The organism is Leifsonia sp. 2MCAF36, from assembly GCF_052115525.1.
Lineage (GTDB): Bacteria > Actinomycetota > Actinomycetes > Actinomycetales > Microbacteriaceae > Leifsonia.
This window is the reverse complement of the sequence record NZ_JBFRGV010000010.1, coordinates 139,334-160,754: the sequence shown is the minus strand read 5'-3', so window position 1 is coordinate 160,754 and position 21,421 is coordinate 139,334. Positions and strand designations below refer to the sequence as shown.

General features: G+C 70.7%; 16 protein-coding genes. 12 read left to right on the top strand and 4 right to left on the bottom strand.

Features of this window, described 5'->3' with window-relative positions:
- Nucleotides 1-193: 193 nt before the first annotated feature.
- Genes AB4079_RS15890 through AB4079_RS15880 form a run of 3 tightly spaced genes read left to right on the top strand, consistent with a single transcriptional unit; the run spans nucleotide 194 to nucleotide 5,486 of the window.
- Nucleotides 194-1,270 (top strand): NAD-dependent epimerase/dehydratase family protein, encoded by a 1,077-nt coding sequence (locus AB4079_RS15890; protein ID WP_441788285.1) that lies wholly within the window; start codon nucleotides 194-196, stop codon nucleotides 1,268-1,270.
- Nucleotides 1,267-2,259, top strand: coding sequence for a glycosyltransferase family 2 protein (locus AB4079_RS15885; RefSeq protein ID WP_441788284.1), 993 nt, complete (start codon nucleotides 1,267-1,269; stop codon nucleotides 2,257-2,259). Before AB4079_RS15890 ends, AB4079_RS15885 begins: the two co-directional genes overlap by 4 nt.
- Complete coding sequence (locus AB4079_RS15880; protein ID WP_441788283.1) at nucleotides 2,256-5,486, top strand: glycoside hydrolase family 3 protein; 3,231 nt, start codon at nucleotides 2,256-2,258, stop codon at nucleotides 5,484-5,486. Before AB4079_RS15885 ends, AB4079_RS15880 begins: the two co-directional genes overlap by 4 nt.
- A gap of 21 nt (nucleotides 5,487-5,507) precedes the next feature.
- On the opposite strand, the gene AB4079_RS15875 is transcribed toward AB4079_RS15880, so the two are convergent.
- The 3 genes from AB4079_RS15875 to manA are packed head-to-tail and all read right to left on the bottom strand — an operon-like array spanning nucleotide 5,508 to nucleotide 9,329.
- Nucleotides 5,508-6,797 (bottom strand): O-antigen ligase family protein, encoded by a 1,290-nt coding sequence (locus AB4079_RS15875; protein WP_441788282.1) that lies wholly within the window; start codon nucleotides 6,795-6,797, stop codon nucleotides 5,508-5,510.
- Between the two features lie 19 nt (nucleotides 6,798-6,816).
- A complete protein-coding gene (locus AB4079_RS15870) occupies nucleotides 6,817-8,148 on the bottom strand; it encodes an O-antigen ligase family protein (RefSeq protein WP_441788281.1) in 1,332 nt (443 codons plus the stop codon).
- Between the two features lie 14 nt (nucleotides 8,149-8,162).
- On the bottom strand, nucleotides 8,163-9,329 hold the full coding sequence (gene manA / locus AB4079_RS15865) for a mannose-6-phosphate isomerase, class I (protein ID WP_441788280.1): 1,167 nt from the start codon (nucleotides 9,327-9,329) through the stop codon (nucleotides 8,163-8,165).
- A 115-nt stretch (nucleotides 9,330-9,444) separates the two neighbouring features.
- Between manA and AB4079_RS15860 the strand changes: the two genes are divergently transcribed.
- The 5 genes from AB4079_RS15860 (at nucleotide 9,445) to AB4079_RS15840 (ending at nucleotide 17,074) form a co-directional block, all read left to right on the top strand.
- Nucleotides 9,445-10,623 (top strand): acyl-CoA dehydrogenase family protein, encoded by a 1,179-nt coding sequence (locus AB4079_RS15860; RefSeq protein ID WP_441788279.1) that lies wholly within the window; start codon nucleotides 9,445-9,447, stop codon nucleotides 10,621-10,623.
- A 255-nt stretch (nucleotides 10,624-10,878) separates the two neighbouring features.
- Nucleotides 10,879-11,841: a UDP-glucose 4-epimerase GalE gene (gene galE, locus AB4079_RS15855; protein ID WP_441788278.1), complete on the top strand. Its 963-nt coding sequence runs from the start codon at nucleotides 10,879-10,881 to the stop codon at nucleotides 11,839-11,841.
- A 188-nt stretch (nucleotides 11,842-12,029) separates the two neighbouring features.
- A complete protein-coding gene (locus AB4079_RS15850) occupies nucleotides 12,030-12,353 on the top strand; it encodes a WhiB family transcriptional regulator (protein ID WP_441788277.1) in 324 nt (107 codons plus the stop codon).
- Between the two features lie 85 nt (nucleotides 12,354-12,438).
- On the top strand, nucleotides 12,439-15,645 hold the full coding sequence (locus AB4079_RS15845) for a glycosyltransferase (RefSeq protein WP_441788276.1): 3,207 nt from the start codon (nucleotides 12,439-12,441) through the stop codon (nucleotides 15,643-15,645).
- Nucleotides 15,638-17,074 carry a DUF5719 family protein gene (locus tag AB4079_RS15840; RefSeq protein WP_441788275.1) on the top strand — a complete coding sequence of 479 codons (1,437 nt, stop codon included), beginning with the start codon at nucleotides 15,638-15,640 and terminating at the stop codon, nucleotides 17,072-17,074. Before AB4079_RS15845 ends, AB4079_RS15840 begins: the two co-directional genes overlap by 8 nt.
- Before the next feature lie 3 nt (nucleotides 17,075-17,077).
- Here AB4079_RS15840 and AB4079_RS15835 read toward each other — a convergent pair whose 3' ends face one another.
- A complete protein-coding gene (locus tag AB4079_RS15835) occupies nucleotides 17,078-17,521 on the bottom strand; it encodes a metallopeptidase family protein (RefSeq protein ID WP_441788274.1) in 444 nt (147 codons plus the stop codon).
- Between the two features lie 42 nt (nucleotides 17,522-17,563).
- Here AB4079_RS15835 and AB4079_RS15830 point away from each other — a divergent pair, with 42 nt between their 5' ends.
- From AB4079_RS15830 to AB4079_RS15815, 4 genes are all read left to right on the top strand, one after another.
- The gene (locus AB4079_RS15830; protein WP_441788273.1) at nucleotides 17,564-17,770 is read left to right on the top strand and encodes a DUF3499 family protein; all 207 of its coding nucleotides are present in this window, start codon (nucleotides 17,564-17,566) and stop codon (nucleotides 17,768-17,770) included.
- 37 nt (nucleotides 17,771-17,807) lie between these two features.
- Nucleotides 17,808-19,232 (top strand): phosphomannomutase/phosphoglucomutase, encoded by a 1,425-nt coding sequence (locus tag AB4079_RS15825; RefSeq protein ID WP_441788272.1) that lies wholly within the window; start codon nucleotides 17,808-17,810, stop codon nucleotides 19,230-19,232.
- A gap of 158 nt (nucleotides 19,233-19,390) precedes the next feature.
- Nucleotides 19,391-20,869 carry an adenosylhomocysteinase gene (gene ahcY, locus AB4079_RS15820; protein WP_441788271.1) on the top strand — a complete coding sequence of 493 codons (1,479 nt, stop codon included), beginning with the start codon at nucleotides 19,391-19,393 and terminating at the stop codon, nucleotides 20,867-20,869.
- Nucleotides 20,869-21,420 (top strand): GNAT family N-acetyltransferase, encoded by a 552-nt coding sequence (locus AB4079_RS15815; RefSeq protein WP_441788270.1) that lies wholly within the window; start codon nucleotides 20,869-20,871, stop codon nucleotides 21,418-21,420. The genes ahcY and AB4079_RS15815 overlap by 1 nt, the downstream gene beginning before the upstream one ends.
- The last annotated feature ends 1 nt before the right edge of the window (nucleotide 21,421 follow it).

Sequence of the window (21,421 nt, the reverse complement as noted above, 5' to 3'; positions counted from 1 at the left end):
CGGCAGCCGTGGGCGCCGCGCGCGAGGGCGCGCGCCAGTACCGGGGGACGGCATCATTGTAACGGCGAATCCCGAAGACTTCCGGGAGTCGCCCCCCCGGGGCGCAGAGGGCGCCCGTTCGGTGGGCACCGCTAGAATTGCCAGGATCTGGCCGCTCAGCTGCCCCTCGCCCTCAGCCCGAAGGAACCCGACAATGAACCAGCTCGGTGACGTCCTCGTTACCGGTGGTGCCGGCTTCATCGGCTGCGCTCTCGCGCAGTCGCTCGCCGCTTCCGCGCGCCGGTGGGTCGCGCTCGACTCGCTCCACCCTCAAGTCCACGCCGTCGCCCGGCGGCCCGACGCCCTCCCGGCGGAGGCCGAGCTGGTGGTGGGGGATGTCACCTCGGCGTCCGACTGGGACGCCCTGCTCGCGGACTTCCGGCCAGAAACGGTCATCCACCTTGCCGCCGAGACCGGCACCGCGCAGTCGTTCAGCGAGGCGACGCGTCACACGGCGGTGAACGTGGTGGGCACCGCGGCGATGCTGGATGCGTTCACGCGCAGCGGGCACGTCCCCGACCGTTTCGTGCTGAGCAGCAGCCGGGCCGTCTACGGCGAGGGCGACTGGCGGACCGCCTCCGGCGAGATCGTGAAGGCGGGCGTGCGGTCGCGGCGCCAGCTGGAGAACGGCGAGTGGGATCTGCCCGGAGCCACCGCCGTGCCCAGCTCCGTGGCGACGACGGTGCCGGCTCCCACGAACGTCTACGGGGCCACCAAGCTGGCGCAGGAGCACCTGCTCGACGTCTGGTGCGGTGCCCGCGACCTCTCGCTCGACATCCTCCGCCTCCAGAACGTCTACGGTCCGGGGCAATCGCTGACGAACCCCTACACGGGCATCGTCTCCCTCTTCTCCCGTCTCGCCAGGGCCGGGAAGGCGATCTCGGTCTACGAGGACGGGCAGATCGTCCGCGACTTCGTCTACATCGACGATGTGGTGTCCGCCTTCGCCGCCGATCTCCGCGGCGAGCCTGCCGTCGGCGTTCGTCGCTACGACGTCGGCTCCGGCGTCGCGACCACGATCCTGGAGCTGGCGACCGAGATCGCCCGGTACCACGACGCTCCCGCCCCGGTCGTCTCCGGCGAGTTCCGTGACGGCGACGTCCGGTTCGCGGCCTGCGACATCCTGCCGACCGAGATCGCGCTCGACTGGGCCCCCGAGTGGAGCCTGCGCGACGGTATCGGCTCACTGCAGGCGTGGATCGCGGGCCAGGCCGTCGCCGAGACGGCATGACTCTCGGACCGGTCTCCGTCGTCCTCTGCACGCACAACGGCGAGAGCGTCGTCGGGGAACAGATCCGGAGCATCCTCGGGCAGACCACGCCGGTATCCCAGATCGTCCTCTCCGACGATGCGTCGAGTGACGGCACCGTCGATCGTGCGCGGCGCGAGGTGTCCGCGGCCGGATCCGGCGTCGAACTCACGGTGATCCAGAACCCGGTGGCACTCGGAGTGACCGGGAACTTCGCGGCGGCCCTCGGCCGGGCGACCGAAGCGGCCATCGCACTGTGCGATCAGGACGATGTGTGGCACCCCGACAAGGTCGACCGGGTGACCACGGCCCTGGAGCAGACGGATGCGCTCCTCGTCTGGACGGACGCGCGCCTGGTCGACGGCGACGGGGCGCCGCTCGGGCGCACGCTGTTCGGCGATCTCGAACTCTCGACGACCGAGCGCTCGCTGGTCGAGACCGGCCGCGGCTTCGAAGCACTGCTGCGCCGGAACCTGGCCACGGGCGCGACGGTGATGCTCCGCTCCGCGCTGCTGGAGTATGCGCAGCCGATCCCCGCGGAGTGGGTTCACGACGAGTGGCTGGCGATCATCGCATCCGCGGTCGGCGGTGTCTCCGTGCTCGACGAGGCGACGATCGACTATCGGCAGCACGGCGGCAACCAGATCGGGGTGACGGCCCCGACCCTGCGCTACAAGGTCCGCCGGGTGCTCGAGCCGCGCGGGGAGCGCAACGAGCTGCTCGCGCGCAAGTTCGCCGTGCTCGCCGACCGGCTGGCGGGGCTCGGCGATGCCGTGCCCCGGGCGTACGTCACCGCCGCCGTGGGGAAGGCGGCGTTCGAGCGCACCCGGGCCGACCTCCCGACCTCCCGGCTCCGGCGTCTCCCGGCCGTCGCGGCGCTGCTCCGTTCGGGCGGCTACGACCGCTTCGCGAGCCAGGGCCGACGCGACGCGGTGCGGGATCTGCTGCAGTCGCATCGGGCCGCGTTGTGACGTCCGAGCGTCCGACCGCCGAGCGCCCAGCCGCCGAGCGCCCAGCCGCCGAGCGCCCGACCGCAGAGCGCCGGCCGCGCTGGTGGTGGCTCGCTGCTGCCGTGGCGACGGTCCTCGTCATCGCCGCTGCGACGGTGGTCATCGCCACTCGGTCGCACAGCCCCGCCCCGGTCGAAACGGGTCTCTGGGCGGACAACGCGGCACTGTCCCGCTCCGCCGCGTCCGAGGGGATGGTGCTGCTCGAGAACCACGGCGCTTCGTTGCCGCTGGAGGCCAAGAGTCCCATCGCCGTGTTCGGAGTGGGTGCATACGCGACCGTGAAGGGCGGCACCGGGTCGGGTGACGTCAACAGTCGCCCGACGGTCTCCGTGCGGGAGGGCCTGGAGCGGACGGGCCATTCCATCACAACGCCCCCCGCCTACTGGGAGGCCATGACCACGGCGTACGACGCGAAGTACCCCGACGGCCCCCAACCCGCACCGGCGCCTCCCGTCGACTTCGCGGGCGTCGAGCAGCCCCTGACCGCCCAGACGGCGAAGCCGACGCGCGCCACCAGAACGGCCATCTACGTCCTGTCGCGTGACTCCGGCGAGAGCGCGGACCGGTCCTCAGGTCCCGGCGACTACCTGCTCGGCCCCGTCGAGGAGGCGGACCTCCGGGTGCTGGCGGCTGTCTATTCCAATGTGGTCGTCGTCCTGAACGTCGGCGGGATCGTCGACACGTCCTTCTTCCCGACGATCGCTGCGACAGTCAGGGACCCGGAGGGCGGCAGAGGCCTGGATTCGCTGCTGCTGATGGGCCAGGGCGGCCAGGAGTCCGGTGCGGCACTCGCCGACGTCCTGGACGGCGTGGTGGACCCGTCCGGTCGGCTGACCGACACCTGGGCCTCGAAGTACTCCTACTATCCGGCCGCCGCCAGCTTCGCCGGTGCGGACGGGAACAGCGAACAGGAGCGCTACCGCGAGGGGGTCTACGTCGGATACCGCTACTTCGACTCGTTCTTCTCGACGATCGACGCCGCCAGACCGGCCAGCGTCGTCGCCTATCCGTTCGGCTACGGCCTGAGATACACGCGCTTCTCGATGACCACCCGGAAAGCGACCGCCGACGCCCGGTCGGTGACGGTCCAGGTGGACGTGACCAACACCGGCAAGCGGTCCGGCCGCCAGGTCGTGCAGGTCTACGCCTCGACCCCCGCCACCGTCGAGGACGAGCCGTTCCAGCAGCTGGTGGGCTACGCGAAGACAGCGGAGCTCGCCCCCGGCGCATCGCAGACCGTGACGGTCTCGTTCCGCACCTCAGCGCTCGCGTCGTACGACACGGCGCACTCGCGCTGGGTGCTTCCCGCGGGCGACTACGTCATCCGGGCCGGCGACTCGAGCCGATCGACGTCGGTGGCGGCGGTCGTCCGCCTCGACCAGGACGCGACCACCCAGCTCGTGTCCGATGCGCTCGACGGCTCGGATGTCGCGGGTGACCTGCGCAGCGATCCCGCCGCCTTCTACCGCCCGCAGAACGAGGCGAAGCAGGTGGCCGCCGCGCCGGTCCTCCCCGTGTCCGCGACGGACGTGACGACCGTCGATGCCCGCTCGCCCTACGCGCAGAACACTCCCACCCCGCCCGATTCGCCGGCGGCGACCCTCGACGGCAGCCTGCTGTCCAGCACCGTCGCCAGCCTCCCTGCCGGGCAGACCGACTGGGAGGGCACCGGATCCCCCTACGCCGCGAAGCCAGGCGAAACGGTGCGCTCCGTGGCGGTGGATGACAAGAAGACCCTGTTCGATGTCGCGAACGGCGGCTACCGCCTGAGCGACTTCGTTGCGAGCCTCTCCGCACGACAGCTCGCCCAGATCGTCGAGGGCGCATCCGCGCGCGGCTCCACGCGGTCGGCGACCGGCGTCGCCGGCTACACGACGGCGCAACTCGAAGACCGGGGCGTGGCGAGCATGACGCTCTCCGACGGCCCCGCCGGGCTGCGCCTCACTCCGCAGGCAACTCCGGGCTCCTCAGCGGATCGGCGGGCGACCGCCTGGCCGGTCGGTACGGTGCTGGCGCAGACCTGGGACACCGCTCTGGTGCGCACAGTCGGCGTGGCCATCGGTCACGAGATGCGCGCCTTCGGCGTGACCCTCTGGCTCGCGCCGGGCATGAACATCCACCGCGATCCCCTGAACGGCAGGAACTTCGAGTACTACTCGGAGGATCCGCTCGTCTCCGGACTCACGGCCGCGGCGATGACGGAGGGCGTCCAGAGCATCCCGGGCATCGGCGTCACCGTCAAGCACCTCTTCGCCAACAACCAGGAGACGTCGCGCGAGACGAGCGACTCGATCCTAAGCGAGCGTGCGATGCGTGAGATCTACCTCCGCGGGTTCCAGATCGTCGTGCAGACCGCGCGCCCGATGGCCGTCATGACGTCGTACAACCGGGTGAACGGTGACTACACGTCGGGCTCGTACGACCTGGACACCAACGTCCTGCGCGGCGAGTGGGGGTTCACCGGGCTGGTGATGACCGACTGGGGGGCCGGTCCCCGCACCGGACCGGCCCGCGTCCTTTACGCGGGCAACGACCTCATCATGCCGGGGTGGAACCCGGACGAGGTCCTGAACGCACTGAAGAAGAACCCGCCTGCCGTCGACACGGACGGTCTGCCGGTGTCCGACACGGTCACACCGGCCGTGGGAGCCCCGTACACGTTGTGGTCGTTCAACGGGCTGGCGCCGTCCGCGACCGGAGCGGAATCCGTCAGCACCGTGGTCGACGCCGCCTCGATGACGGCCGCGCGCGCCTCCACCGCCACGACGCGCGACGCGCTCAACAACGAGAAGCATGCGGCGGAGCCGGCGTTCGCCGACGTCGCGGCCGCCTACCAGCACGTCACGGCGGTGCTGGCCGGTGACACCATGGCGGCCGCGCAGAAGTCCGGCGTCAGCGTCTCCGACGTCGTTCACGCGAGCCCAGGGGATGCGGCCTCACCGGTCGTGTCGTACCGGGTCGCCCTCCGTGGGGACTACCCCTCGGCCGGCTACCCGCTGCGCCTCGGCGACCTTCAGCGCAGCGCCGAACGGGTGCTGTCCGTGGTCATGCGATCCGCTCCGTTCGCCGAACTTGCACAGCAGCACGGTGCGAGCGTCCGATCCGTCGTTCCCTACTCCACGGCGTGGGGCACCCGTCCCACGGTGGTGGACGCCACCGTCGGCCCGGTGAGGCGCGGTTCGCGCTGAGTCAGGCCTGCTGTCGTTCGCTCAGCTCGCGTCGCGGTGCGGCAGCCGGAGTCGCCAGCTCATGCCCTGAGACGCCTTGACCGTGCAGATCACCAGCAGCATCCAGCCCGACTCGAACAGGATCGAGCTCTCGAACACGCTCGTCACCAGGAGTGCGACGAGCACCAGCGGCGCCCACGCGTAGACCACGCTTCGGCGGTTGGAGGCCAGCAGCCAGGAGCGGCCGAAGGCGAGCCCGATCAGCGCGATGAAGAGCAGCAGGCCGATGATCCCCACCTGGAGATAGACGTCCAGATAGGCGTTGAGGCCGTTCGAGTGGTACACCCCGGTCGCCGCCTGGACGGCCGTGAACGGGTACAGGTCGGTCGGCCAGGAGCCCACCCACCCCCAGCCCACTGTCTGCTGGACCGGGATGAGCTGCCAGATCTGGATCCACAACTGATAGCGCACCTGGAAGTCGGCGCGGGCGTTGAGCAGGTCGATGACGCGGGTGCGGTAGATGTAGGCGGTGACCAGCACGGCGACCGTCAGGATGCCGAGCCCCCACTGGAAGTACGGCCGCTGGTTCGCCGGTGCCTTCCGCATCAGGTAGAGCGCCAGCGTGGCCAGCCCGACGACCACGGACACCGCCGCGATGACGGGGGAGTGCGCCAGCAGGACGCAGAGACCGGCGAGTGAGATCGAGTACGCCGCAACCGGTGGCCGGACCGACCGGGTGCGCAGTTCGACCAGGAACGTGACGAAGGCGATCAGGGCGACGATGCTCAACTGGTTGCGCGTGCCGAAGAGGCCCTGGATCGGCCCGCCGAGCGCGATGTTGCCCTGGATGCCGAGGAAGCGCATCGGGGTGTCGAGCAGCAGGCCGCTCAGCACCTCCAGCGACAGCGACAGCGTGAGCAGGAACCGCAGCGCATCCCCGACCACCCGGACGATCTGGATGGCGTCCCGCACGAGCGCGATGTAGACCGCCAGGAAGGCGAAGATCAGCTGATAGATCACCGCGCCGAATGTCGCCCACTGGTACTGGCTCCAGAGCAGCGAGAGGGCGCACCAGCCGACGAAGACCAGGGCCGAGATGGGCAGGAGACCGTGCCATTCGATCAGTCGCCACTGTGCCGCGAACGAGAGGGCGGCCAGGGTGACCAGCACTGCGAGGGCTCCGATGAGGCCCGGCCAGCCGATCAGCGCACGGATGGCGTTCGTCGAGAATCCGGTGACCACCGCCAGCAGGGCGAGAGTGGAGGTGAAGCGGGCGGAGCCCAGGAACTCGGTCACCGCGGGCGGCACCAGAGTCCGACGGGGCGTTGCCATACGCACAGGATACGGGCCGTCAGCGCCAGGTCCGCTTTGTGGACACCGCCAGCGCCACGAGCAGCGCCCAGCCGCCCTCGATCAGCAGGCGGCTCTCGGCGAAGCTCTGCGCGATCAGCGCCGCCAGCAGCAGCAGCGGGAGGAGGTCGGTCGCGCGGTAGGGGCGGTCGTCGGCGACGGTTCTGCGCGGGCGGTCGACCGCGAGGAACCAGGCGCGGCCGAACGTGGTGAGGACGAGGAGGATGAACACCACCAGACCGACGATGCCGAGCTGGAGCCAGACGTCCAGCCAGGCGTTGTGGGCCTGCAGGTACTCGACCCCGTTGCGCGTGGCGAGTCCCTTGAAGGGCTTCACCCAGGGCGCCCAGTAGCTTACCCACCCCCACCCGAAGACCGGTCGCTGCTGCGCGAGGCCGATCACCTTGTCCCAGATGTCCAACCGTCCGGTGAGATCTTCGCTTTTCCCGAAGAGAGCGGGGATGCGGGAGGCGAACACCGACACGATGACGATGACCGCGGCCACAGCGACCGCAGCGACGACGTACACGGGGGTCCGGCGCTCAGGCCCGGCACGGCGCGTCCACAGGGCGAAGCCGAGCACCACCGCGGTCGCGAGGGAGGCCGCGATCACCGTGGCGGAGCGGGTGAGCACGAACGTGAGCACGGCGATGACGAGCCACGTCGCCGCGGACCCGCGACGAATCGTACGGTCGGCGAACTGGATGCCGAAGACGACGATCGCGAGCAGCGCGATCATGGCCAGCAGGTTGCTGTTGCCGACGATGCCCTGGATGGGGCCCCCGTGGAACAGGACGCCGCGACTCCAGTAGAAGGCCTGGGGGAGCGGGCCGGCCGGCACCGCCTCCGCCGGCGTGAGCGGCAGCACCGGGTGGCGGACGAAGACCGCGACCACGAATTCGAAGAGCAGGGAGAGCCCGAGGATCCAGCGGAAGGCCGTGCTGAGAGCACTCAGCAGCCCCTCGCGGCCGAGTCGCAGGCCCAGGAACAGGCCGCCCACGGTGGTCAGCAGCTGGGCCAGGACACCCAGCGCGCTCGCCCCCGGGTAGGCCGACCAGGCGATGGACACGATGGCGAGCGCCAGGAAGACGACGAGCGCCTTCGGCGTCGTCCGCCAGCGGAAGGTGGGCCGGGACCGCACGAGGAGCACAGCGCTGCCGATGCCCAGAACCGCGGCGAGCACGAAGTAGCCGGGCCAGCTGATCAGGTCGCGCCAGAACTCCCCGGCGAACAGCGTGAACAGCACGACCGAGGCGAAGACGGCCTCACCGGTGCCGGTGGAGGAACGGGCTGCACGGACTCGTTCTTTCAGCGCGGGGAGGGGGCTCGTCACTCCCGCAGAATAGCTCACCGGTTGGGGGTGGCGACGAAGAGCGTCCCCGGTCCCGACGCGATCGACAGCTCGCCCTCGTCCGCCGTCACCAGCGCCGCCTCACCGCGGGCCAGGACCAGCGTTCCGCCGGCGCCGGTCAGCTCCAGCGATCCGGCCGTGCACAGGGCGATGGCCGTGCCGGGGAGCGGGAGCCGGGCGGTGCGGTCGTCGTCGCCGAGCTCGACCCGGGACAGCTGGAAATCGGGCACATCCGGGCGGAACACCTCCACTCCTGCGGACGGATGCTCGGCCGCGAGGGGCGTCGCGCGGATGGGCGCGAAGTCGAGTACGGAGACCAGCTCGGGCACGTCGATGCGCTTCCGGGTGAGGCCGCCGCGCAACACGTTGTCGGACGCGGCCATCAGCTCGATGCCCAGGCCGCGCAGGTAGGCGTGGATGTTGCCGGCGGGCAGGTAGAGCACCTCGCCGGGCCGCAGGGTGGCGCGGTTGAGGAGCAGTGCGAGGACGATGCCCGGATCGCCGGGGAAGGCATCGTCGAGCATCCGCACGGTGTCCGCATCCCGATCATCGGGCAGGGCGCGCGCCGCCGCCACGACCTCGGCCACCAGCAGGTCGACGTCGGTGTCGCCGCCGAGCAGCCATTCGGTCGCGCGGCGCAGGACAGCGCCGGGTTCGCCGTCGAGCGTGCGGGCGAAGCCGGTCAGCACCGCTCCTCCGCGGCCGGCGGCCGCGAGCCGCTCCAGCGCGGCGCGGCTCTCGGCCGGATCGCGGAAGCCGCAGAGCGCCTCGAACGGGTCGCTCAGCGCGAAGATCAGCTCCGGCTTGTGGAAGGGGTCCTTGTAGTTGCGGTCCGGTGAGTCGCCGGCGAGCCCGGCGGCGTTCTCGCGCTCGAAGCCGGCCCGCGCCTGCTCGGGGGAGGGATGCGCCTGCAGCGACAGCGGGCCGTCGGCCGCGAGCACCTTCAGCAGGTACGGCAGGTCGCTGGTCCGCTCCCACTCGGCGAGGTTCTCGGCGCCGTCTGCGAGCTGCGGGTCGAGCACCCGGGACGGGGAGCCGGGATGCGCGCCCAGCCACAGCTCCGCCTCCGGGCCTCCGCTCGGCTCGGTGCCGAGAAGGCCGGCGATCGCCGTCGTCGAGCCCCAGGCGTAGTCGCGCGGAGTGTTGCCGATGCGCACAAACATGCGTCCCCATCCCTTTTGTCGCTTGGACCAAACTACCAATCCTTTTGTCCGGTCCGGCATCCGTTGCCTAGGCTGGCGACGGCCCGACCATCCCTGTGGACGCACTGGAGCACACATGCCCTTCGAGACCATCGCCGGCGACTTCTACGGCTTCGAGAACCTGCTGACCGACCGCGAGAAGGAGTTCATCACGACGCTCCGGGCGGACCTGGAGTCGGAGGTCAAGCCGATCGTCAACGAGTACTGGGAGAAGGCGGAGTTCCCGCACCAGATCGTCGACGTGCTGCACCGCAACGGAGCCATCGGCATGGGCTTCGCCGAGACCGCCCCCTTCGAGAACTCCGCCGTGTTCCGCGGCTGGGTCGCCCTGGAACTGGGGCGCGTCGACGCATCGGTCAGCACCTACGTCGGCGTGCAGAATGGGCTGGCACTCGGCGCGATCGGCGTCTGCGGCTCGGAGGAGCAGCGCGCCGAGTGGCTGCCGAAGCTTGCCAGCGGCGAGGTGCTCGGCGCGTTCGGGCTCACCGAGCCGACCTCCGGGTCCGACTCCGCACAGGGGCTGAAGACGGTGGCGACGCGGGACGGCGACAACTGGGTGCTGAACGGCTCGAAACGCTGGATCGGGAACGCCACCTTCAGCGACATCACGGTCATCTGGGCGAAGAGCGCGGAGGACGGGCAGGTGAAGGGCTTCATCGTCCCGAACTCCACACCCGGCTTCACCGCGACGAAGATCGAGGGGAAGCAGTCGCTGCGGATGGTGCAGAACGCCGACATCACCCTCGAGAACGTCGTCGTCCCGGAGTCGCTTCGGTTGCAGAACGCGAACAGCTTCAAGGACACGGCACGCGTGCTGCGGCTCACCCGCGCAGAGGTGGCATGGTCGGCGATCGGCGTCGCGGTCGGCGCCTACGAGGCCGCGCTGCGCTACACCACCGAGCGGGTCCAATTCGGAAAGCCGATCGCCGGACACCAGCTGATCCAGGACCTCCTGGTGAAGTCGATCGGCAACATCACCGCCTCCATCGGGCTGTGCACGCGCGTCTCGGAGATGCTCGACGCCGGCGAGCAGCGCGACGAGCACTCCGCGCTTGCCAAGGCGTTCGCGACGGCACGGATGCGCGAGACGGTCGCCTGGTGCCGCGAGGCCCTCGGCGGCAACGGCATCGTGCTCGAGTACGACGTCGCGCGGTTCTTCGCGGACGCCGAGGCGCTCTACTCGTACGAGGGCACGCGCGAGATGAACACCCTCATCGTGGGCCGGGCGATCACCGGGCAGGCCGCGTTCGTCTGAGTCCCGCCCCCGAGACCCGAGCCGACCGACCGGAGGAGTTCCGCCGTCACCCGGCTGAGCCGCCCTCCGTTTCCCGCCGATTCCGCTATTTGTTCGCGGGAATCCTCCGTTTCCCGCCGCGTCGGGAAGGGAGGAGGAAACGTAGGACACGCCGTGCGGCGGGTGGAATCGGAGGCCGGGGAGTCGATTCGGCCGCAGGTCTCCTCCGTTCCCCGCCGCTAGGGTGGGAAGCTCCATCGAGCAGGAGGTACCCCCGTGGCGTGGTTGGTGACCGGAGGAGCAGGCTACATCGGAGCGCACGTCGTGCGGGCGTTCCGTGAGCAGGGGATCGACGTGGTCGTCGTGGACGACCTGTCGAGCGGGCATGCGGAGTTCGTGCCGGCCGGCGTCCCCTTCTACCGCGGCACCATCCTGGACGGCGACCTGCTGTCGTCGATCTTCGCCGAGAACCCGATCAGCGGCGTCGTGCACGTCGCCGGGTTCAAGTACGCGGGCGTCTCGGTTCAGCGTCCGCTGCACACGTACGAGCAGAACGTGACAGCGACCGCCGTGCTGCTGGCCGCAATGCAGGACGCCGGCGTCGACGCGATCGTCTTCTCGTCGTCCGCTGCGGTCTACGGGACACCGGACGTGGACATCGTCACGGAGTCGACTCCGAAGAGCCCGGAGTCGCCCTACGGCGAGTCCAAGCTGATCGGCGAGTGGCTCCTCCGCGATCAGGGCGTTGCCGCCGGGTTGCGCCGCACCTCGCTGCGATACTTCAACGTCGTCGGCTCCGGAGACGTGAGCCTGCGCGACACCAGCCCGCACAACCTCTTCCCCCTGGTGTTCGACGCGTTGGCCGAGGGTCGCACCCCGCGCATCAACGGCACCGACTACCCCACGCCGGACGGCACCTGCGTTCGCGACTACATCCACGTCGCGGATCTGGCGGTCTCGCACGTCGCCGCGGCGAAGCGGCTGGATGCGGGCGAGCCGATCGAGGCGGTCTACAACCTGGGCAGCGGTGACGGCGTCTCGGTCGGGGAGATCATGTCGACGGTGGCCGAGGTGACGGGCATCGCCTTCACCCCAGAAGTGGGGCCTCGACGCGCGGGCGACCCGGCGAGGATCGTGGCCTCAGGAGAGCTCGCCGCGCGTGATCTCGACTGGAAGATGCGACACACCCTCGACGAGATGGTGCGCAGCGCCTGGGAAGCACGCCAGGCGGCGTCCTGACACCGTCTCCGGCGGGGGCTGCCCCGACCGGGCGTGTCGCGATTGTTGTCGTTCCCCGGCGCGTCGCGAACTCTCGACCAGCGGTGCAGGCTTTACGATTCGCGACTTGACGTGAGCGAATGACAACGGTGTAATTAGTGGCACACGGGAATCTCGTGTTTCAGCAGTGCATGGGTGGGGAGACCGATATGCCAGTTCCAGAATATCGTGCGGGGGTACCCGACGACTGGTTCGTCGACCCGGTCAAACTCGGGGTCCCCGGAGTCCGCCAGGCGGAGGTCGAGGACGACAATCCGCTGTCCTGGCAGACCGACGCTCTGTGCGCTCAGACCGACCCTGAGGCGTTCTTCCCGGAGAAGGGCGGCTCGACCCGCGACGCCAAGCGCATCTGCACCTCCTGCGAAGTCCGATCCCAGTGCCTCGAGTATGCGCTCGCCAACGACGAGCGGTTCGGGATCTGGGGCGGGCTGTCGGAGCGCGAGCGTCGCAAGCTCCGCAAGCGCGCAGGCTGAACCGGCCTTCGACCCGCCGGGCTGATCCGCGCCGCGCCCACGTCAAAGCCGAGATCGGCGCGCACCCAACCTAGGCTGACTCCCGATGTATCCGAGAGTCACCGCCATTGTCGTCGCCCAGAGCGGCGGGCCACACCTGCAGCGCACTCTCGACGCCCTCGCGGAGCAGACCCGCCGACCGGACGCCGTGATCGCCGTCGACTGCGGCGCCGTCGACGACGCCAGGCAACTGCTGTCCGAATCGCAGCCCAGCCAGCTGATCTCGCTCCCCGAGAAGCGCCCGTTCGGCGCAGCTGTCTCCGCAGCGGTCGGCGTGCTGCCCCCCAGCTCAGGGTCGGAACAACTGCTCTGGCTGCTCGCGCAGGACACCGCCCCGGAGCCCCAGGCGCTGGAAGCCCTGCTGGCCGCACTCGAGGTCTCGCCGTCCGTCGCCGTCGTCGGTCCGAAGCTGGTCGACTGGGAAGACCCCGCCTTCATCCGCGAGTTCGGCGAGGCGATGACGCCGTTCGGCGCTTCCGTACCCCTCGTCGAGAACGAACTCGACCAGGCCCAGCACGACGGCCTGAGCGATGTCCTCGCTGTCTCCGGCGCCGGGATGCTGGTCAGGCAGGCCCTGTGGGAGCGGCTGGACGGCTTCGACCCTGCCCTCCCGGTCGACGACGGTCTGGACTTCTGCACGCGTGCCCGGCTCGCCGGTTTCCGCGTCACCCTGGTCGCCCAGGCGCGCGTCGCCATCGCCGGTGACGGTCTGGCCGGGCCGAACCTCTCACGCAAGTGGACGGTCCGCCGCCGGCTCGCCGGCGAGCATCGCCGGGCGCAGTTGCACCGCCGGATGGCCTACGCGCCCGGCTGGGCTGTCCCACTGCACTGGCTGACTCTCGTCCCGCTCGCCATCGTGCGCGGCCTGGTCCGCCTGCTCCGGAAGGAGCCGGGCTCGATCGGCGGTGAGCTCGGTGCGGCTTTCCGCGTCGCGTTCTCCGGGCTCGCCGTCCGCAACGCGCGACGTCGCCTGGCCGGTGCCCGCGAGGTGGGCTGGGCGGCCGTCGCGCCGCTGCGCATCCCGTTCGCGGAAGTGCGCAGGGCGCGCGCCCTCAAGCGCGAGGCGGCCCTGGTGGAGCAGCAGGGCGAACGGCAGGACCTCGACTTCTTCGGCACAGGCGGCGGATGGACGGTGCTCGTGGCGCTCCTCGTCGGCGTCGCGCTGTTCTTCCCCCTGATCGGTTCCGGCGCGCTGAGCGGCGGCGGTCTGCTCCCGCTCGACGCGTCGGTCGGCCAGCTGTGGGCGAACCTCGGCTACGGGTGGCGGGATGTGAGCCTCGGCTTCACCGGCGCCGCCGACCCGTTCTCCGCGGTGCTGGCGGTGCTCGGCACGATCACGTTCTGGCAGCCGTCCCAGTCGCTGGTGCTGCTCTGGCTGCTCGCCCTGCCCCTGGCAGCCCTTGGCGCGTGGCTCGCCGCGGCCCGGCTGACCAACCGGGGCGTCCTCCGGACGGTGGGCGCCCTCGCCTACGCTCTCGCTCCGACCCTGCTGGTGGCGTTGCTGGGCGGACGTCCGGCCGCGGTCCTCGCGCACATCCTGCTGCCGTGGCTGTTCTTCGTCGGTCTGGCCGCCCGGCGGTCCTGGGCGGCCAGCGCCACCACGGCTCTCCTGACAGCGGCCACGGTCGCCTGCGCGCCCATCCTGATCCCCGCCCTGGCCATCGCGTGGATCGCCGCCATCGCCTTCGCCGGGCGTCGCGCGGCCCGCATCGTCTTCATCCCGCTGCCGGCCGTCGTGCTGTTCGCGCCGCTCGCCTGGCAGCAGATCGGGCGCGGCGCCTGGCTCTCGGTCTTCGCCGACCCCGGCGTGCCGCTGGACGCCCGGCAGACGCCGGCATGGCAGCTGGCACTGGGTTTCCCGGACGGCACGCTCGGCGGCTGGCACACCCTCGCCGCGAGCCTCGGCTTGCCCGCCACCTCGGCCACCCTCATCGTCGCCATCCTGCTCGCGCCGCTCGGCATCCTGGCGCTCCTGGCGCTCTTCCTGCGCGGAACGGTCCGCGCGATCGTCGCGCTGCTCGTCGCGCTGGCCGGCTTCGTGACGGCCGTCGTCGCCCTGCACCTGCAGCTCGCGGTCACGGGTGGCACGGTGGTGCCCATCTGGCCCGGAAGCGCCGTGAGCCTCTACTGGCTCGGCCTGGTCGGCGCGGCGGTGCTCGCACTGTCGGCCATCGGGCGTGCGGCGGTTTATCCGGCGTGGGTGGTCGTCGTCACGCTCGCGGTCGCCCTGGTGCCGATCGGAGTTGCCGGCCTGCACGGCCAGACCGCCGTCGCCGAGAGCGACGGACGCACGCTGCCCGCCGTGGTGACCGCCAAGGCGGCGACGCAGCCACGCACCGGGACCCTGCGGATCGTGCCGCAGGCAGGAGGCGGCATCCGCGCCGACATCCTGCGCGGCAGCGGCCAGACGCTCGACGATCAGTCCACCCTCGCGTCCACCCAGCGAGCGATGACCGCCGGGCAGCGGGACCTTGCCGTGCTCGCCGGCAATCTGTCCTCCCGCAGCGGGTACGACGCGTCCTCCGAGCTGAAGCGCCTCGGTGTGGATTTCGTCCTCCTGACGCCGCCCGCCGGCGCGCTGCGGGCGCCGGACGGGACGGTCGCCGATGCGACCCGCGTGCGTGCCGAGGTCGCCATGGATGCGAACCCGCTGCTGGCGCCGGTCGGTTCCACCAGCACGGGGCGGCTCTGGGCCTTCGATCGCGCCACGGCCGTTGTGCCGCCCGCAGCGCGGATCCCGGCCGACGCCGGCGGCCTCTGGCGCGTGATCGTGCTGGTGGTCCAGGGGCTGATCGTCGGTGCCACTCTGCTGCTCGCCATCCCCACCACGCGCTCCGCCGACCGCGTCTCGGAACTGTCCGCGCGCCGTCCGCACCGGAAGAACGACGAACGGGCGGTCGAGCCCGACGACGAACCGGACCCGCCGGCACCCGCCGACGGTGTTGCCGACGAGACCCTCGACGAATACGAGGCCGAGCCGGACGACGAGGCCGTCGTCGAGTCGGCCGAGGAGGACGAGGTCCCGTCGCCGAGCCCGGAGACGACGGCGGATGACGCCGACGTCGCACCCCAGGACTCCGAACCCGAGTTCGGGCCCGATGTCGAGTCCGACGTCGATCGCGACATCCATCACGACGTCGATCGCGAGATGGAGCGGGTGACAACGCCGCCGGCCCCGACCACGCTCGAGGACGGCCTGGAGGAGACCATCATCCGACCCCGAGCCCGCTTCGAGGGAGGCGACCGTGGCTGACCGCAAGGGCCTCGCCCGCATCGGCATGCGCGCCGTCGGCGGAATCGTCGGCATCGGTGTCGCGATCGTCGCCGTCGTCGGCGCAACCTTCCTCCCGCTTCCCGACTTCGCCATCGCGGCACCGTCGAAAACGGTCACCCCTGTGCCCGCCGACCAGCAGCGCGTCTGCCCTGGGCCGCTGCTGGCGCTCGCCGCCGACGCGGGCGCCGCGACCCGGCCGAGTGCTGTCGGCACCCCGACCTTCGCGTCCAACGCGGACGGCGTCGAGGTGCAGAAGCACGCGCTGAAGCCTGACGCGGACGGCACCTCGCGCGACGAGGCGCCGCTCGTGGCGTCCGTCTCCACCCCGCAGGGCGCGACCGCACCTCCGCTCTTCGCGGTCGCACAGACCCAGACGGCGTTCACCGACGACCTGGCCGGCCTTGCTGTCGCCGCCTGCGACGAGCCCAGCTCCGACGCCTGGCTGGTGGCCGGTGCGACCTCACTCGGCCAGACGAGCCTGGTACTGCTGTCGAACGCCGGCAAGGTGGATGCGACCGTCGAGCTGTCGATCTACACGGAGTCGGGTGCGGTCAGCGCACCCGGCGCCACGGGCATCCTCGTCCCGGCCGGCGCCCAGAAGGTCGTGCCGCTCGCCGGGCTGGCACCCTCCGCCTCCGCCCCGGTGGTCCGCGTGCGCACCACCGGAGGCGAAGTCGTCGCCTCGATGCAGCAGAGCTACGAGCAGGGCATCCAGCCGCGAGGCGCCGAGCTCGCCGGAGCGAGCGCTGCGCCGGGCCGCCAGCAGATCATCCCTGGTGTGACCATCGCGTCGATGGACGCCATCGCCGGCGCGCAGTCGGCTGAGGGCGTCGGCGTCGACTATCCCGTCGTCCGGGTGCTCGCCCCCGGCGACAAGGACGCGCAGATCACCGTCGGCGCTGTCGGCGAGACCGGCACGGCCGCCGGCAACTCGTCGGCCACGACGGTCAAGGCCGGGACGGTCGCCGAAGTGCCGCTCGACCACCTGAAGGACGGCAACTACACCGTCACGGTCAACTCCAGCGTTCCGGTGGTCGCCGCGGTCCGGACGTCGGTGATCGGCACGGCGACACGCGACTTCACCTGGTTCTCGTCGGCGCAGCCGCTGCAGAAGAAGCTGCTTGCGACGATCCCCACCGGCGGGTCGGCGATCCTGCACCTCTCGAACGCGGGCGAATCCGATCGTGCGGTCACCGTCACGGCTCTCTCCGGGAACGGTTCGCCGGCCAAGCTGACGGTCCCCGCCGAGGGCGGCGCTGTGCTCTCGCTGTGGCCCGGCGCCTACCGGGTCACCGGGGCCGACGGGCTGCGCGGCAGCGTCAGTGTGGGGGCCGATGGACGCGCGAGCAGCTTCGCGCTGTCGCCCCCCGGAGCGCTCGCCGCACCGATCACGGTGTACCCGAACTAGCCGTCAGAAGTGCCGGTAGCGGTCCGGTGCGAGGTCCCACGGGTCTTTGCCGAGCAGCTCGGCGACGGCGCGGAAGACGCATCCCTCGATGTACATGCGCCGGTGCAGCTCGTCGTCGCGGTGCAGCTTGGTGAGGCGCTGGATGGGCACCCGGTACAGCACGATGCGCTGACGGACCGGGTCCACCCGCCAGCGGTCGACGCCGTCGCCCCCGGAGTTGCCGATCGGTGTCGCGGCGACCTCGAAGTGGACGCTCGCGAGCTCCTCGGGCCAGACGCCCTTCAGGTAGTCGGCGGTGGAGGCGACCGTCATGTCGAAGAAGTCGATCCGGTTCTGCAGCATGGGCAGGTGGGGTCCCGTCACGGGTCCCCGCGCCCCGCGGCCGTGGCGGCTGCGCCAGCGGCTGGTTGCCGGGGGCTGGCTGCTGGTGCGGCGGTTGCGGGGCATGTCGCCATCCTACGTCCGCTCCGCTCCGCTATTCTGAGCCCGATGTTGAGCCGCCCTTGTTCCCGTGTCGCGTGTCCCCGCGACGCCATCCAGACGCTGACGTACGTCTACGCGGACTCGATGGCGGTCATCGGCCCGCTCAGCCTCTCTCACGAACCGCACTCGTACGACCTGTGCGCGATCCACGCCGAGCGGCTCTCCGCGCCGCAGGGCTGGCAGATCGTCCGGCACGTCGGCATCGCCGAGTGACGACCGGCCCGCTGGGGCGTCGCGATAGGTTAGGGCAATGAGCACCGCCAGGGACCCCCGACTGCAGGCCGTCGTCAAGACCTACGACGTCCGGGGGCTGGTGGGGAAGGACCTCACCGACGACGTGGTCGAAGCGATCGGTGCCGCCTTCGTCGACGAGGTGGATGCCGCGGGCGGCGATGTGATCGTCGGTCACGACATGCGCGACTCGTCGCCGTCGTTCGCGTCGGCCTTCGCCCGCGGCGCCCAGGCCCGCGGCGCGGACGTGGTGTCGATCGGCCTGTGCTCGACCGACGAGTCCTACTTCGCCTCCGGATCGCTGCAGGCGCCGGCGGCGATGTTCACCGCGAGCCACAACCCGCCCACCTACAACGGGATCAAGCTGTCCCGGGCGGGCGCTCAGGGTCTGAGCATGGACACCGGTCTCGGAGCCGTCCGCGACCGCGCCGACGCGTACCTGCGGGACGGCATCCCGGCGCTCGAGCGGCCAGGGTCCTTCCGCGAGGAGGACGTCCTGGAACGCTATGCGGCCTACCTGCGGTCGCTCGTCGACCTGAGCACGATTCGCGCGATCACCATCGTGGTGGACGCCGGAAACGGGATGGGCGGGCTCACCGTTCCGGCCGTGCTGGAGGAGGCCGCGGGCCTCCCGGCGCTGCCGATCACGATCATCCCCCTCTACTTCGAACTGGACGGGACGTTCCCGAACCACGAGGCCAACCCGCTGGAGCCGAAGAACCTCGTCGATCTGCAGCACGCCGTCGTCGAGCACGGCGCGGACCTTGGCCTCGCGTTCGACGGCGACGCCGACCGCTGCTTCGTCGTCGACGAGCGCGGTTCGGCGGTCACCCCGTCGGCGGTCGCGGCGATCGTCGCCGTGCGCGAGATCGCCCGCGCTCGTGCCGAGGATCCGGATGCGGAGATCACCGTCATCCACAACCTGATCACCTCCAACATCGTCCCGGAGACGATCGAGGCGGCCGGAGCGGTGGCGCTGCGCACGCGCGTCGGGCACACGCTGATCAAGGACGCCATGAGGAGCTCGGGCGCCGTGTTCGGCGGCGAGCACTCGGCCCACTACTACTTCCGCGACTTCTGGAGCGCCGACAACGGGATGCTCGCCGCGATGCACCTGCTCGCCGAGTTCGGCGCGCAGGAGCGCCCGCTGTCGGAGTTCGCGGCCCAGTACTCTCCGTACGCGATGTCGGGGGAGATCAATTCGACAGTGGACGACGTCCCCACCGCGTTCACCCGCGTGGTCGAGGCCTTCGCCGGCCGCGCCGACTTCGACGAGCTCGACGGACTCACCGTCACGGGACGCGTCGGCCAGGACGACCCCTTCTGGTGGTTCTCGGTCCGTCCCTCCAACACAGAGCCCCTGCTGCGCCTGAACGTGGAGGCCGCCGACCAGGCCACGATGGCGCGCATCCGCGACGAGGTGCTCTCCCTCATCCGCGCCTGACTCCCGCCCTCCTCTCCCGTCCGTCCGTCCCGACATTTGCCCCAAATCGCGGTTATGAGTCGCGCTATCCGCACATTTAGGGCAAATCACTTCCGTGGGCGACCGGGGCAGAGGCCGCGGCCCTCGTGAGCTCCACCGCCCATGCGAGAATAGGGAGCATGCCAGCTCCCACCTCGACCGCCCTGCCCTTCAAGGTCGCCGACCTCTCCCTCGCCGAAGCGGGACGTCACCAGATCCGCCTCGCGGAGAACGAGATGCCGGGGCTCATGGCCCTGCGCGCCGAGTTCGGCGAGAGCAAGCCGCTCGCCGGGGCACGCATCGTGGGCTCGCTGCACATGACGGTGCAGACGGCCGTCCTCATCGAGACGTTGGTGGCCCTGGGCGCCCGCGTGCGCTGGGCGAGCTGCAACATCTTCTCCACGCAGGACGAGGCGGCTGCGGCGATCGCGGTCGGCCCGACGGGTACGCCGGAGGCGCCCGCCGGTGAGCCGGTCTTCGCCTGGAAGGGCGAAACGCTGGAGGAGTACTGGTGGTGCACCCAGCAGATCTTCGACTGGTCCGCCGAGGCGGCGGCCGACGGCGCCGACTATCTGGGCCCGAACCTCATCCTCGACGACGGCGGTGACGCCACCCTGCTGGTGCACAAGGGCCGCGAGTTCGAGGAGGCGGGCTCGGTGCCGGACGACGCGGAGGGCGACAGCCACGAGTACCGCGTGATCCTCTCCGCGCTCCGCGCGTCCCTCGCGGCTTCGACGGACCGCTGGACCCGGATCGCCGCCGACATCCTCGGCGTCACCGAAGAGACCACCACGGGCGTCCACCGCCTGTACGAGCTGGCGAAAGCCGGGGAGCTGCTGTTCCCCGCGATCAACGTCAACGACTCGGTCACCAAGAGCAAGTTCGACAACAAGTACGGCATCCGCCACTCGCTCCCGGACGGCCTGAACCGTGCGACCGACGTGCTCATGGGCGGCAAGGTCGCCTTCGTCGCCGGGTACGGCGATGTGGGCAAGGGCGCCGCGGAGGCGCTGCGCGGGCAGGGCGCTCGCGTCATCGTCAGCGAGGTCGACCCGATCAACGCGCTGCAGGCCGCGATGGACGGCTACCAGGTCGCGCGGCTGGAGTCGGTGATCGACCAGGTCGACATCCTGGTCACCGGCACCGGCAACCTCAACGTTGTCACGCTCGACCACCTGCTCGCCCTCAAACACCTCGCGATCGTCGCGAACGTCGGCCACTTCGACAACGAGATCGACATGGCGTCGCTGGAGGCGCTCCCGGGCGCAGAGAAGGTGGAGATCAAGCCGCAGGTGCACGAGTGGCGGCTGCCCACCGGCCGCAGCATCCTGGTGCTGTCCGAGGGCCGCCTGATGAACCTGGGCAACGCCACCGGCCACCCCAGCTTCGTCATGAGCAACTCGTTCACCAACCAGGTGCTCGCGCAGCTGGAGCTCTACGTGTCGCCAGAGAAGTACCCGGTCGGCGTGTACGTGTTGCCCAAGCACCTCGACGAGAAGGTCGCCCGGCTGCACCTCGACGCTCTCGGTGTGGAGTTGACCACCCTGACGGATGAGCAGGCGGCCTATATCGGCGTGCCGGTCGACGGCCCCTACAAGGTCGACCACTACCGCTACTGATGACTCTCGAATTCGCCGACCGGGAGCTGCCCGGCGGCCTGATCCTCCGGGTGCGGACCGAGCAGGACTCCGCGCCGCTCGCGGCTGCCTACCAGCGCAACCGCGGCCACCTCGCCCCGTGGGACCCCACCCGCACCGAAGACTTCTTCACCGAAGAGGGCCAGCTCTCGCAGACCCGTGAGCTGCTGGCCCTGCGGGACATGGATGCGACCCTCCCGCTCGTGCTCGCCGACGGCCAGGAGATCGCCGGCGGGATGACGCTGAGCGGCATCGTGCGAGGCGCCTTCCAGTCGGCGACCGTCGGCTACTGGCTCGATCGGGACCACACCGGCCGGGGACTCGCCTCCGAGGCGCTCACGGCGGTCGTCGAGGCGGCCCGCGACAACTACGGTCTGCACCGCCTCCAGGCCGCCACCCTGCTCGCGAACCACGCCTCCCAGTCGGTGCTCACGCGCGTCGGGTTCGAGCGGATCGGCGTCGCCCCGAACTACCTGCAGATCGCCGGGCGCTGGCAGGACCACGTGCTGTTCCAGCGCATCCTGCACGACTGAG